This window comes from Tenacibaculum pelagium (assembly GCF_014062345.1).
Taxonomy (GTDB): Bacteria; Bacteroidota; Bacteroidia; order Flavobacteriales; family Flavobacteriaceae; genus Polaribacter; species Polaribacter pelagius.
On the sequence record NZ_JACGLS010000001.1, the window covers coordinates 662,561 to 674,973 of the forward strand.

Annotated in this window: 11 protein-coding genes; 6 read left to right on the forward strand and 5 right to left on the reverse strand. The window is 31.3% G+C overall.

The annotated features are described in order from the left end of the window. Positions 1–17 precede the first annotated feature (17 nt). The 4 genes from hisS to nadC all read right to left on the reverse strand — a co-directional run bounded on the left by hisS (position 18) and on the right by nadC (position 5,465). Positions 18–1,382, reverse strand: a complete 1,365-nt coding sequence (gene hisS / locus H3Z83_RS03135; protein ID WP_182124017.1) for a histidine--tRNA ligase — start codon at positions 1,380–1,382, stop codon at positions 18–20. A gap of 88 nt (positions 1,383–1,470) precedes the next feature. After that, positions 1,471–2,400, reverse strand: coding sequence for a YihY/virulence factor BrkB family protein (locus tag H3Z83_RS03140; RefSeq protein ID WP_182124018.1), 930 nt, complete (start codon positions 2,398–2,400; stop codon positions 1,471–1,473). An 86-nt stretch (positions 2,401–2,486) separates the two neighbouring features. Then, positions 2,487–4,589: a M3 family metallopeptidase gene (locus tag H3Z83_RS03145; RefSeq protein ID WP_182124019.1), complete on the reverse strand. Its 2,103-nt coding sequence runs from the start codon at positions 4,587–4,589 to the stop codon at positions 2,487–2,489. Positions 4,590–4,604: 15 nt separating this feature from the next. Then, positions 4,605–5,465, reverse strand: a complete 861-nt coding sequence (nadC, locus tag H3Z83_RS03150; RefSeq protein ID WP_182124020.1) for a carboxylating nicotinate-nucleotide diphosphorylase — start codon at positions 5,463–5,465, stop codon at positions 4,605–4,607. Positions 5,466–5,533: 68 nt separating this feature from the next. Here nadC and rlmH point away from each other — a divergent pair, with 68 nt between their 5' ends. The 6 genes from rlmH to H3Z83_RS03180 all read left to right on the forward strand — a co-directional run bounded on the left by rlmH (position 5,534) and on the right by H3Z83_RS03180 (position 10,571). Further along, positions 5,534–6,007 carry a 23S rRNA (pseudouridine(1915)-N(3))-methyltransferase RlmH gene (rlmH, locus tag H3Z83_RS03155; RefSeq protein ID WP_182124021.1) on the forward strand — a complete coding sequence of 158 codons (474 nt, stop codon included), beginning with the start codon at positions 5,534–5,536 and terminating at the stop codon, positions 6,005–6,007. Between the two features lie 54 nt (positions 6,008–6,061). Further along, positions 6,062–6,640 (forward strand): non-canonical purine NTP diphosphatase, encoded by a 579-nt coding sequence (locus H3Z83_RS03160; protein WP_182124022.1) that lies wholly within the window; start codon positions 6,062–6,064, stop codon positions 6,638–6,640. Next, positions 6,641–7,672 carry a FecCD family ABC transporter permease gene (locus H3Z83_RS03165; RefSeq protein ID WP_182124023.1) on the forward strand — a complete coding sequence of 344 codons (1,032 nt, stop codon included), beginning with the start codon at positions 6,641–6,643 and terminating at the stop codon, positions 7,670–7,672. Between the two features lie 2 nt (positions 7,673–7,674). Then, positions 7,675–8,472 carry an ABC transporter ATP-binding protein gene (locus H3Z83_RS03170; RefSeq protein WP_182124024.1) on the forward strand — a complete coding sequence of 266 codons (798 nt, stop codon included), beginning with the start codon at positions 7,675–7,677 and terminating at the stop codon, positions 8,470–8,472. Positions 8,473–8,539: 67 nt separating this feature from the next. Further along, entirely contained in the window at positions 8,540–9,583 is a 1,044-nt protein-coding gene (locus H3Z83_RS03175) for a M28 family metallopeptidase (RefSeq protein ID WP_182124025.1), read from the forward strand. A gap of 103 nt (positions 9,584–9,686) precedes the next feature. Further along, on the forward strand, positions 9,687–10,571 hold the full coding sequence (locus tag H3Z83_RS03180; protein WP_182124026.1) for a zinc-dependent peptidase: 885 nt from the start codon (positions 9,687–9,689) through the stop codon (positions 10,569–10,571). 1 nt (position 10,572) lies between these two features. Here the strand turns inward: H3Z83_RS03180 and H3Z83_RS03185 are convergent, their stop codons facing one another. Beyond that, the gene (locus tag H3Z83_RS03185) at positions 10,573–12,204 is read right to left on the reverse strand and encodes an ABC-F family ATP-binding cassette domain-containing protein (RefSeq protein ID WP_182124027.1); all 1,632 of its coding nucleotides are present in this window, start codon (positions 12,202–12,204) and stop codon (positions 10,573–10,575) included. Positions 12,205–12,413: the final 209 nt, after the last annotated feature.

Sequence of the window (12,413 nt, forward strand, 5' to 3'; positions counted from 1 at the left end):
ACAACATTGCTGTTAATTTACTGTACTTTATTTATCAATTCGTCTAAAGAACAAGTAGTTTGTTCTCCATTATTCATATTTTTTAAAACAAACGCACCATTATCAACATCAGTTACTACAAATTCTATTGCTCTGTTGGTAACGTATTTCCACTGCTTTTTTTGTTGTTTGTTACTTGCAGCGGTATCAGGATATAATTCTGATTTTATATTGTTTTCTCTTAAACTTTTAATTGCTTTTATCTTTAATATATTCTCTTCTTCATTAAAGTTTAAGAATAATACTTTTGGTTTTGGTAATTGAACAGTTTCAAATAAACCTAACTCTTCCATTACTAAATAAATACGATCTAAACCAAAAGAAATTCCAACTCCACTAACATCTTTCAATCCAAAAATCCCTGTTAAATCATCGTAACGACCTCCACCTCCGATAGAACCCATTTTTACACCTTCAGGTGCAGCTACTTCATAAATTGCACCTGTATAATAATTTAATCCACGAGCTAAGGTTACATCTAATTCTAATGAAGCAGACGACAATCCTACTTCTTCAATCATATTTACAACCGTGCGTAAATCTTCTACTCCTTGTAAACCTTCTTCAGAAGCGCTTAACATTTCTTTTAAAGAACTTAACTTATCTTGGTTAGATCCAGAAAAATTAAATAAAGGATCTACCTTTTTAATTGCTTCTTCAGAAATTCCTTTCTCAAGCATCTCTTTAACAACACCTTCTTTACTAATCTTATCTAACTTATCTAAGGCTACTGTAAAATCGATTAATTTATCTGACGCTCCGATTACCTCAGCAATACCAGATAATATTTTACGATTGTTGATTTTGATAGTCGTACCATTTAAACCTAACTTACTAAAAACAGTATCGTATAATTGTACAAATTCTACTTCTTGTAATAAGGATTTACTTCCTACAACATCAGCATCGCACTGGTAAAATTCTCTAAAACGACCTTTTTGCGGGCGATCTGCTCTCCAAACTGGTTGAATTTGGTAACGTTTAAATGGAAAAGTAATATCGTTTTGGTGTTGTACAACGTAACGTGCAAATGGCACTGTTAAATCGTAGCGCAATGCTTTTTCAGAGATTTTAGAAATTAATTTTTGACTGTTCTTTTCTGTCAATAAATTATCATCTACTTTCTTTAAATAATCTCCAGAATTTAAAATCTTAAAAATCAAACGATCCCCTTCTTCTCCATACTTTCCCATTAAAGTAGAAGAGTTTTCAAAACTTGGAGTTTCGATAGGTTGAAACCCGAAGTTTTCAAACGAATGTTTAATTATATTAAAAATATAGTTTCGTTTGGCTACTGTTTCTGACGAAAAATCTCTTGTTCCTTTTGGAATTCCTACTTTCATAGTTACTTATGAATTATAAAAATGATGTTTATTATTATACAAGCAAATAAATGCATTGAGAGCGCAAATATCTGAATTAAAAAATAGATTATGAAGTTTTATTTCTTCGTTTTAATCGATAAATAGATGCGTTTAATTCGAAGCCTAACAATAGTATAATTGCATTTAACCAAACAAATAGCATTAATATTAACAAAGTACCAATAGAACCGTATAACTGATTATATGTTGCAAATTTTTCTATATAAATACCAAAAAGATAAAAAGTAAATAAAGATGATATAGTGGTTAATATTGCTCCTGGTGAAAAGAATCGTACTTCCTTTCCTTGTTTTGTTCCGAAACGGAATAAAAGTGATACAATAGTAAAAATCATGAGTAAAAACAACAGTCCTCTACCCCAATAAAACAAGTCTAAATCAGCAGTATCTAGCCAACCTGCTTTGTCTATTCTTCCTAAGGCTACTTGATAAAAAATGATTAACACCACTGTTACTATCAAGAAAAAAGACATTAATAACGAAACCCCTAAAGAAACAATATAAGCTCTAAAAACATTTCTCATTTCTTTTACATGATACGAATATTCGAATCCACCGAAAATAGCATTCACACCATTTGTCATTAAAAAAATAGAGGCTAAAAAACCAAAAGACAGTAGGCCTCCATACTGATTGTTAATAATATCTTTTAAAACACCATCAACTGCATTAAAGGTTTTAGGAGGTAACATTTCTTGAATTAATCCAAACAAATTATCTTGAAATCCTTCAATAGGTATGTAAGGAATCAACGATAAAATAAACAGCATAAACGGAAAAATTGCCATGAAGAAACTGAATGCAATTCCACCAGCTCTTGTAGTTAAAGCGCCTTTTACAATACCAATTATGTACATTTCTAGCACATCGTATAAAGACATTCCTTCTAGCCCTGGAATCTTAATTTTCTTTCCGAAGGCTACCAATAAATTTAGTATTGGTATTTTATCTAGTTTGCTTTCTATTCGTTTGGTCATTTCTTTTTACATACAATGTTAAAAAACAAAGGTACAAAGTCCTAACTTTAAGAACTTTGTACCTCAGCTTTTTTTTACAACAAAAACTACTTTAATCCACGTGCTTTTAACATAGGAGCTGCTTTTGGATCTCTTCCTGCAAAGGTTTTATACATTTCTGCATAATCCATAGTATTTCCTTTTGATAAAACCTGTTCACGGAATTTTTGCCCGTTCTCACGTGTTAACAATCCATTATTTTTAAACCAATCGTATGCATCGTGACTTAACATTTCTGTCCATAAATACGAATAATATCCAGCTGCATAACCTCCACTAAAAATATGTGCAAAGTATGTAGAACGATATCTTGGTGGTACCTCATCAACATTCAATTTCATTTGCTTTAAAGCATCTTCTTCAAACTTAGCCACATCTTCAATTTTATCATCTGCAGAAATTGTGTGCCATATCATATCTAAACTAGATGAACACAAGTTTTCTATCATTGAATACCCTTGATTAAAAGTTCCTGCATCTTTAATTTTCTTCAACAAAGAATCTGGAATTACTTCTCCTGTTTTATAATGCAAAGCATAATTATTTAAAACCTCAGGATGCGTAGCCCAGTTTTCGTTAAACTGCGATGGAAACTCTACAAAATCTCTTGAAGTACTAGTACCTGAAATTGAAGCATATTTTTGATTTCCGAACAAACCGTGTAAAGCATGTCCAAACTCATGAAACATCGTTTCTACCTCATCAAAACTAATTAATGCAGGTTCTCCTTCGGCTGGTTTTGGCGAGTTACATACATTGTAAATAACTGGCTTTTGATTACGCAATTTCGATTGTTTTACAAAAGCACTCATCCATGCTCCTCCTCTTTTACTATCTCTAGCAAAAAAATCTCCGTAATATAATCCTAACGGACTTCCGTCTTCTTCAAAAACCTCATACACGACCACATCTGGATGGTATGTTGGAATATCTGTACGCTTTTTAAAAGTAATTCCATACAATTTCGTTGCTGCATAAAACACTCCTTTTTCTAATACATTGGTTACTTCAAAATACGGCTTTACCTCTTCTTCGTTTAAGTTATATTTAGACTTACGTACTTTTTCAGCATAATGATTCCAGTCATATGGAGCTAATTTAAAATCTCCTCCATTTTTGCCTATCTCTGCTTGAATTTCTTTTACTTCTGAAGCTGCTTTTTCTAATGAACCTGGAATTAATCCGTTAAACATTTCAAATACCTTATCTGGTGTATTTGCCATGGTTCCTTGTAAACTCCAACTAGCATAGTTATCAAACCCTAAAATTTGAGCTTTTTTAGCTCTTAAGGTTACCATTTTCTTAACCAGATCTGTTGTATCAAACTCACCTCCTTCTGTTCTACAAACAGATTTATTAAATAATTCTTTACGTAGCTCTCTATTTTCTAATGACTGTAATGATGGTTGTTGGGTTGTATTTATTAGTTGGATTTCATAAGAACCATCTTTCTCTATTGATTTAATCTTATCTTCTGAAAATCCCTTCAGTTTTTCTTTATCCAAAACCACAACTCCACCTTTTTTACTCGCGTCTAACAACTTTTTACCAAAATCGTTTGACAAACTCGCTATTTCAGAATTGATTTCTTTTAACTTTTCTTTTTTATCTTCTGATAAGTTAGCCCCAGCTTTTACAAAGTTTTTATAATACTCGTTAACTAAATGTTTTGATTCAGCATCTAAATTTAAACTCTCTAAATTATTATAAACCGTTTTTATTCTATTAAACAGCTCTGTATTTAACAAAATATCATCGCTATGCTTAGAAAATTTTGGCGCTAATTCTTTTTGAATTTCCTTGATAGTATCGTTTGTATGTGCTCCTGCTAATCCGTAAAAAACAGCCGTAACATTATCTAAAGTTTTACTACTTTCTTCTAAAGCAATAATGGTGTTTTCAAATGTTGGTGCTTCTGTATTATCAACTATTTTCTGAATGGCTTCATTTTGCACTTTCATTCCCTCTAAAATAGCTGGCATAAAGTGCTCATTCTTTATTTTAGTAAAATCTGGCGCTCCGTAATCTAATGTACTTTCAATTAATAAAGGATTATTTGCCATATCTGATGTACTCTCTTTTTTCACTTCTTTTGTTTTACATGACAAAGCCAATACTAAAGTAGCAACGATGATTATATGTTTTTTCATTTTACTAATATTAAATTAATCTACTGCTTTTAAACTTAAATCTAAATTATACACCGAATGTGTTAAGGCTCCTGATGAAATAAAATCTACACCACATTCAGCATACTCTCGAATTGTTTTTTCGTTAATTCCTCCCGAAGATTCTGTTAAACATTTATCTCCAATTAAAGCTACTGCTTTACGAGTATTTTCGTAATTAAAGTTGTCTATTAAAATTCTATACACGCCTTCGTTTTTCAAAATCTCTTCAATCTCTTCTAGGCTACGAGCTTCTACTATAATCTTAATATCTAACCCTTTTTCAGCTAAATAGTTTTTGGTTTTTGCTATTGCTGGAGTAATTCCTCCTGCAAAATCGATATGATTGTCTTTTATCATTACCATATCGTATAAAGCGAATCGGTGATTCTCACCTCCTCCAATTTTAACTGCCCATTTTTCTAAAGCTCTAATACCTGGAGTAGTTTTACGAGTATCTAATACTTTGGTTTTAGTTCCGTCTAATAAGTTGGCGAAAAACTTAGTTTTGGTAGCAATAGCACTCATACGTTGCATTGCATTTAACACCAAACGTTCAGCCATTAAAATAGATTGTGATTTACCAGAAACATAAAAAACGATATCTCCATACTTCACTTCATCTCCGTCGTTAATTAATGTTTCAACTTCTAAATCGGCGTCAACATAATTAAAAACCATTTTAGCAAATTCTACACCAGCAATAATTCCTTCATCCTTTACTAATAATTTTGCCTTTCCCGTAGCATCGTTAGGAATACATGATAATGATGTATGATCACCATCCCCTATATCTTCACGAATTGCATTTGTTATTATTAAATCTAACTCTTTATTAAATTGTTCTTTTGAAATCATTTGTTCACTAAAATTATATATGCTAAAATACTAATCAATTATGAATTATGAATTCTTAATTTTGCAATATGAAGATAAAACTACTTGCTATTGGTAAAACTGATGATAAAAATTTAATTCAGTTAATCGACAACTATCAAAAAAGGCTAAAACATTATATAAAATTTGAATTAGAAATAATTCCAGATATCAAGAATGTTAAAAATCTTAGCGAATCTCAGCAAAAAGAAAAAGAAGGTGAATTGATTTTAAGCAAACTTCAAAATACCGATCAATTAGTTTTGTTAGATGACAAAGGAAAGCATTTCACTTCTATTGAGTTTTCTCAATATCTTCAAAAGAAAATGAATTCTGGTTTAAAGCAATTAGTTTTAGTTATTGGTGGACCCTATGGTTTTTCTGATGCAGTGTATAAAAAATCGCAAGGAAAAATATCATTATCTAAAATGACATTTTCTCATCAAATGATTCGCTTATTTATTGTTGAGCAAATTTATAGAGGGTATACTATTTTACGTAATGAGCCTTACCATCATGAGTAGCGCAACTACTTTTAGTATTATATTTTCTCACTTTAAATTGATTAATTTAGCAACATGAAACTCGTTTTTGCAACTAACAACCTAAACAAACTTGCAGAAGTACAAAAAATGCTTCCCAATTCTATAGAATTACTTTCCTTAAAAGATATTAACTGTTTTGATGATATTGAAGAAACTGCCAGTACTTTAGAAGGAAATGCTAAAATTAAAGCAAATCATATTACCCAAAAATTCGGTTACAATTGTTTTGCTGATGATACTGGCTTGGAAGTTGAAAGTTTGCAAGGAGCTCCTGGTGTATATTCAGCTCGCTATGCAGGTGAACCTGCCAATGCAGAAAATAATATGCAAAAACTATTGACTGAATTACAAGATAAAGAAAATAGAAAAGCTCAATTTAGAACTTCGGTTTGCTTAAATTTAAATAGCAATCAGTTTTTATTTGATGGGATTTGTAAAGGTGAAATTCTAAACAAAAAACAAGGTGAAAAAGGTTTTGGATACGATCCTGTTTTTCAACCAGAAGGTTATACAAAGTCGTTTGCAGAAATGACATCAGAAGAAAAAAATGCAATTAGTCACCGAGGGTTAGCAATTCAACAATTAGTAGAATTTTTAAAATCTTTAAGCTAATTGAATTCTTCAAATAAATATACTAAACACTTTCTTATACTTTCAGTGCTACTGATTGTCTTTTTATTTTTAAATATTAGTTTAGGCTCTGTTTCTATTCCCTTTAAAGATATTTTTAAAAGCTTAACTGGAGGTATTGCTTCAAAAGATAGTTGGCAAACCATTATTGTAAATTTTCGTTTACCAAAAGCAATTACAGCAATTATGGTAGGTTCTGGCTTATCTATCTGCGGATTATTAATGCAAACTTTATTTCGCAATCCACTTGCTGGCCCTTTTGTACTTGGAATTTCTTCTGGTGCTAGTTTAGGTGTTGCTTTACTTATTCTTGGTTCTAGTGTTTTTGGCGGTGCTTTTCTATTGGCAGGATTTTCAAATTGGGCATTAGCAATTGCAGCCAGTATTGGCGCTTTTTTAGTTTTATCCGCTGTAATTATCGCAGCAAATAGAGTTAGAAACACCATGTCGATTTTAATTATAGGATTGATGTTTGGATCTTTAACATCTGCCGTAATATCTGTACTTGCTTATTTTAGTGAAGCTGAACAAATTCAACAGTATATGTTTTGGAGCTTTGGTAGTTTAGGTAACTTAACTTGGACTGAACTATCGGTATTTGCAATAATATATATCATAGGAATACTAAGTACTTTTGCAGTTATAAAACCTTTAAATAGTTTTTTACTAGGTGAAAACTATGCCAAAAGCCTTGGAATTAACATTAAAAAAAGTAGAAACATAATTCTCTTAATCACAAGTTTGCTAACTGGAGTTATTACAGCTTTTTCAGGTCCGATTGCTTTTGTTGGACTAGCAATACCACATATTGCTAAAATGTTGTTCTCAACATCAAATCATAAAATATTAATTCCTGCGACAGCATTAATTGGAGCTATCGTTTTATTAATCTGTGATAGTATCGCTCAATTACCAACGAGCGAATTTACTTTACCTATTAATGCGATAACTTCTTTATTTGGAGCTCCAGTAGTAATTTGGTTATTAATAAGAAAAAAGAAAATTTACGTTTAATTTTGAGCAAATCAGAAAAACATATCGTATTAAAAACTGAAAATCTATCCATAGGTTATCAAACAAAAAAGCAACAAACTATTATTGCTTCCAGCATCAACTTGTCTGTTGAAAAAGGAAAGTTTATTGCGCTGTTAGGTAAAAACGGAATTGGAAAATCTACTTTATTACGTACGCTTTCTAAAGTTCAAAAACCTTTAGAAGGAAGCATAAAAATTAATCAAAAAGAGCTTTCAACCTATACGAATCAAGAATTATCAACTTCTTTAAGCTTGGTACTTACCGAACGCCTACCATTAAGTCAATTAACCGTTTTCGAATTGATTGCTTTAGGGCGTCAACCGTACACTAATTGGATTGATAAATTATCGCCAAATGATTTAAAAAAAATACTTTGGGCAATTGAAGAAACCGAAATAACTCATTTAAAAGACAAACGTTTTTATGAATTAAGTGATGGGCAATTACAACGTGTTTTAATTGCCCGTGCTTTAGCTCAGGATACCGAAATTATAATTCTTGATGAACCTACTGCACATCTTGATATTCATCATACTTTTAAAGTATTTTCTCTGTTAAAAAAACTTGTAGAAAAAACAGGAAAAACAATTATTATTTCAACTCACGAAATTAACCTTGCTATTCAATTGGCAGATGAATTTATTTTACTAACTGAAAAAGAGATTCATAGCGGTACTTCTAAAGAGCTTATCAATCAAAATGCCTTTGAAAAATTGTTCCCAAAAGAGCTTATAAGTTTTAACAAAACATTAGAACAATTCATAATAAAGAAAAATTAAATTTGAGCCTCTGTAACAAATTGTTATTTTTGAGAATCAATCAAACCAAAACCTTAACTAAATATTGATGAAAAAATTATTATACATGGCAAGTGCTGCGGTACTTGTAGCTTGTGGATCGAGCAAAGAAACAACAAGCACCGATAATGATTCGAATGTAGATTATTCTGAAAAATTTGCGAAGACCATTACCGCTAAAGATTTAGGGAAGCACTTGTTTGTTTACGCCTCAGATGAGTTTGAAGGTCGTAACACTGGTGAACCTGGACAAAAGAAAGCTGTTAAATACTTAAAAAATTTTTATATCGATCAAGGAATAGCATCTCCTTTAGGTGGAGATGATTATTTTCAAGAAGTGCCATCTGCTTACCTAAGTAACAACCGTCGTGGAATGACTTTAAAAGATTCTGAAAACGTAGTTGCGTTTATTAAAGGATCAGAAAAACCAGATGAGATAATAGTAATTTCTGCTCACTTAGATCACGAAGGCGTTAAAAACGGAGAAATTTATAATGGAGCCGACGATGACGGTTCTGGTACTGTTGCGATATTAGAAATTGCTGAAGCATTTAAAAAAGCTGCCGATGCAGGTAAAGGACCTAAACGTTCCGTTTTATTTTTACACGTTACTGGTGAAGAAAAAGGTTTATTAGGATCTAAATACTACACCGAAAATCCTATTTTTCCATTAGCAAATACGGTTACAAACCTAAATATCGATATGGTAGGTCGAGTTGATGATCGCCATAAAGGAAACCCTAATTATGTATATTTAATTGGAGCTGATAAATTAAGTACTGAATTACATAATGTTTCAGAAGCGATGAATGAAAAATATACAAACATCGATTTAGATTATAAATACAACGACGAAAACGACCCAAATCGTTTTTACTATCGTTCTGACCACTATAATTTTGCAAAGCACAACATTCCTATTATCTTTTATTTTAATGGTACACATGCAGATTATCACCGACCAACCGATACACCTGATAAGATTAACTACGAAATGTTAGAAAACAGAGCGCGTTTAGTTTTTCATACTGCTTGGGAAATCGCAAATCGTGAAAACCGAATTGTTGTAGATAAAGCTGATACTAGCAAGTAATTAAAAATTACTATTTCGTTTATATAAAATAAAACTCGTCATTTGGCGAGTTTTTTTTTATGATTGCTTTTTTATATTCGTATTAAAATAAATTGCTAATTAAATGATATTCTCTTTTATACTTATTATAACTATTATTTCTCTTCTTTTTTTTCTAACTAATAGTTCTAAAACTAAATCATCTTCTTCATGGATCGTTCCTTCTATTGATTTTCCTAAAAAATGGAAAAACATTTTAATACAAAAAGTCGCTTTTTACAATGCCTTATCAAACAAAGAGAAAAACTTATTTGAATATAAAATTCAAGAGTTCTTATTAAACTGTGATATTGTTGGCGTTAAAACTTCAGTAGATATTACCGATAAACTTTTAATTGCTTCAAGTGCGGTTATCCCAATTTTTAATTTCCCTAATTGGAAATACCCAAATATTAAAGAGATTATTTTATATCCTGATATGTTTAATCAGCATTTTGAAACTGAGGGAGATAATCGTAGAATATTAGGAATGGTTGGCAATGGTTATCTAGATAATAAAATGGTGCTTTCTAAGCCTGCCTTACATCTTGGTTTTAGTAACGAGTCTGATAAAAAGAATACTGCCATACATGAATTTGTACATTTGATAGATAAGTTAGATGGTAATATTGATGGAATACCACACGTTTTATTAGAAAAACAATACACCATACCTTGGATAGATTTAATAAATCAAAAAATTGAAGACATCTACGATAAAACCTCAGATATTAACCCGTATGGTGGCACTAATAAAGCAGAATTCTTTTCGGTTGCAAGCGAGTACTTTTTTGAACGCCCAAAACTATTAGCTAGAAAGCATCCTGAATTATATGAATTACTAGAAAAAATATTTAAACAAGATATGGATGACATGAATCTACATCTTAAGAAAATAGATATTTCTAGAAACGATCCTTGCTTATGTAATAGTGGACTTAAATATAAAAAATGCTGTGGAGCTAGTTAAACTATAAATCGATCTCTTTTAAAGCATTGATATTATTACGCTCTAAAAATGCATCAATCGTCTCAAAATGTTCGATTACACGTTTGTCTTTAAACTCAAATACTTTTTGCGATAAACCTTGTAAGAAATCACGATCGTGAGACACCAAGATTAAGGTTCCATCAAAATGCATTAAGGCTTCTTTAATAACATCTTTCGATCGTAAATCTAAATGATTTGTAGGCTCATCTAAAATCAACACATTAACAGGTTCTAATAACAACTTAACCATCGCTAAACGTGTTCTTTCTCCACCTGAAAGTACTTTTACTTTTTTATCAATATCATCGCCAGCAAACATAAAACGACCTAAGATATTTTTTATCTGAGTACGAATATCTCCTTCTGCAACCTCATCTACTGTTTGAAACACTGTTAACTCAGGATCTAATAACGATGCTTGATTCTGTGCAAAATATCCCACTTTAGCATTGTGTCCTAATCCGCATTCGCCTTCAAAATTAATTTCTCCCATAATTGCTTTAATCATGGTTGATTTCCCTTCTCCGTTACGACCAACAAACGATACTTTTTCTCCACGAGCAATTGAAAAACTAGCATCTTTAAACACCGTTAAATCTCCATACTTTTTTGTTAACCCATCTACTTTTACAGGATAATCCCCAGATCTTGGCGATGGAGGAAAACGCAATTTTAATGAAGAAGTATCTACCTCATCAATTTCAATAGGAACAATCTTTTCTAACATTCGCTCACGCGATGCTACTTGATTTGTTTTTGAATACGTTCCTTTAAAACGTTCGATAAAACTCTTAATATCAGCAATAGTTTTTTGCTGCTCTTGATAGGCTTTTATTTGATGCGAACGACGCTCTTTACGCAATTCTAAATAATGAGAATAATTTGCTTTATAATCGTGAATCGTTCCCATAGTAACCTCAATAGTTCTATTGGTAATATTATCGATAAATGCTTTATCGTGCGAAATTACGACTACTGCCTTCGCTTTGTTTAACAAGAAATTTTCTAACCAAATAACCGACTCGATATCTACATGGTTGGTAGGCTCATCTAATAAAATTAAATCTGGTTTTTGTAATAAAATTTTAGCCAATTCTATACGCATACGCCACCCTCCACTAAACTCAGAAGTTAACCGATCGAAATCATCTTGTTTAAAACCTAAACCTTTTAATGCTTTTTCTACCTCAGCTTCATAATTTACTTCTTCTAAAGCGTAATAACTTTCTCCTAAATCAGAAACACGTTCGATAATTTTCATGTACTCATCCGATTCGTAATCGGTACGGGTTTCAAGCTGTTTGTTTAAAGCATCCATTTCTTCTTTCATAGAAAAAACAGCTTCAAAAGCCTTCGATGCTTCTTCTTTTACCGTGCAATTATCTTCCATTAATAAATGCTGTGGTAAATAGGCAATTACTGTATCTTTCGGACTTCGAACACCACCTTTAGTAGCCTTAGAAACGCCTGCTATAATTTTCATCATAGTAGATTTTCCTGCTCCATTCTTACCCATTAAAGCTATTTTATCATTTTCGTTTATTACAAACGAAACATCTTTAAATAAGGTTTTTCCACTAAACTCAACCGTTAATTGATCTACAGTAATCATACATGTTAATTTTGAATGGCGAAATTAGCAAAATCTGTGCATAACTTATTAAAAACTTTCTGTCTAATAATTTATTGATTTCACTATATTTGAGTGAGGAAAAAGATTGCTAAAACTCACAGTATTATATATTAATTTGAGCTCGTTAGATTAAATTCTGATTACACATTTCTTTTTCTAAAGGCAACATACATATACTATTATCCGCT

Coding starts and splice junctions, on each gene's coding strand:
- H3Z83_RS03160 (WP_182124022.1), top strand. CDS start 6,062: ATGAAACTCGTTTTTGCAACTAACAACCTAAACAAACTTGCAGAAGTA.
- H3Z83_RS03145 (WP_182124019.1), bottom strand. CDS start 4,589: ATGAAAAAACATATAATCATCGTTGCTACTTTAGTATTGGCTTTGTCA.
- nadC (WP_182124020.1), bottom strand. CDS start 5,465: ATGATTTCAAAAGAACAATTTAATAAAGAGTTAGATTTAATAATAACA.
- rlmH (WP_182124021.1), top strand. CDS start 5,534: ATGAAGATAAAACTACTTGCTATTGGTAAAACTGATGATAAAAATTTA.
- hisS (WP_182124017.1), bottom strand. CDS start 1,382: ATGAAAGTAGGAATTCCAAAAGGAACAAGAGATTTTTCGTCAGAAACA.
- H3Z83_RS03180 (WP_182124026.1), top strand. CDS start 9,687: ATGATATTCTCTTTTATACTTATTATAACTATTATTTCTCTTCTTTTT.
- H3Z83_RS03175 (WP_182124025.1), top strand. CDS start 8,540: ATGAAAAAATTATTATACATGGCAAGTGCTGCGGTACTTGTAGCTTGT.
- H3Z83_RS03185 (WP_182124027.1), bottom strand. CDS start 12,204: ATGATTACTGTAGATCAATTAACGGTTGAGTTTAGTGGAAAAACCTTA.
- H3Z83_RS03140 (WP_182124018.1), bottom strand. CDS start 2,400: ATGACCAAACGAATAGAAAGCAAACTAGATAAAATACCAATACTAAAT.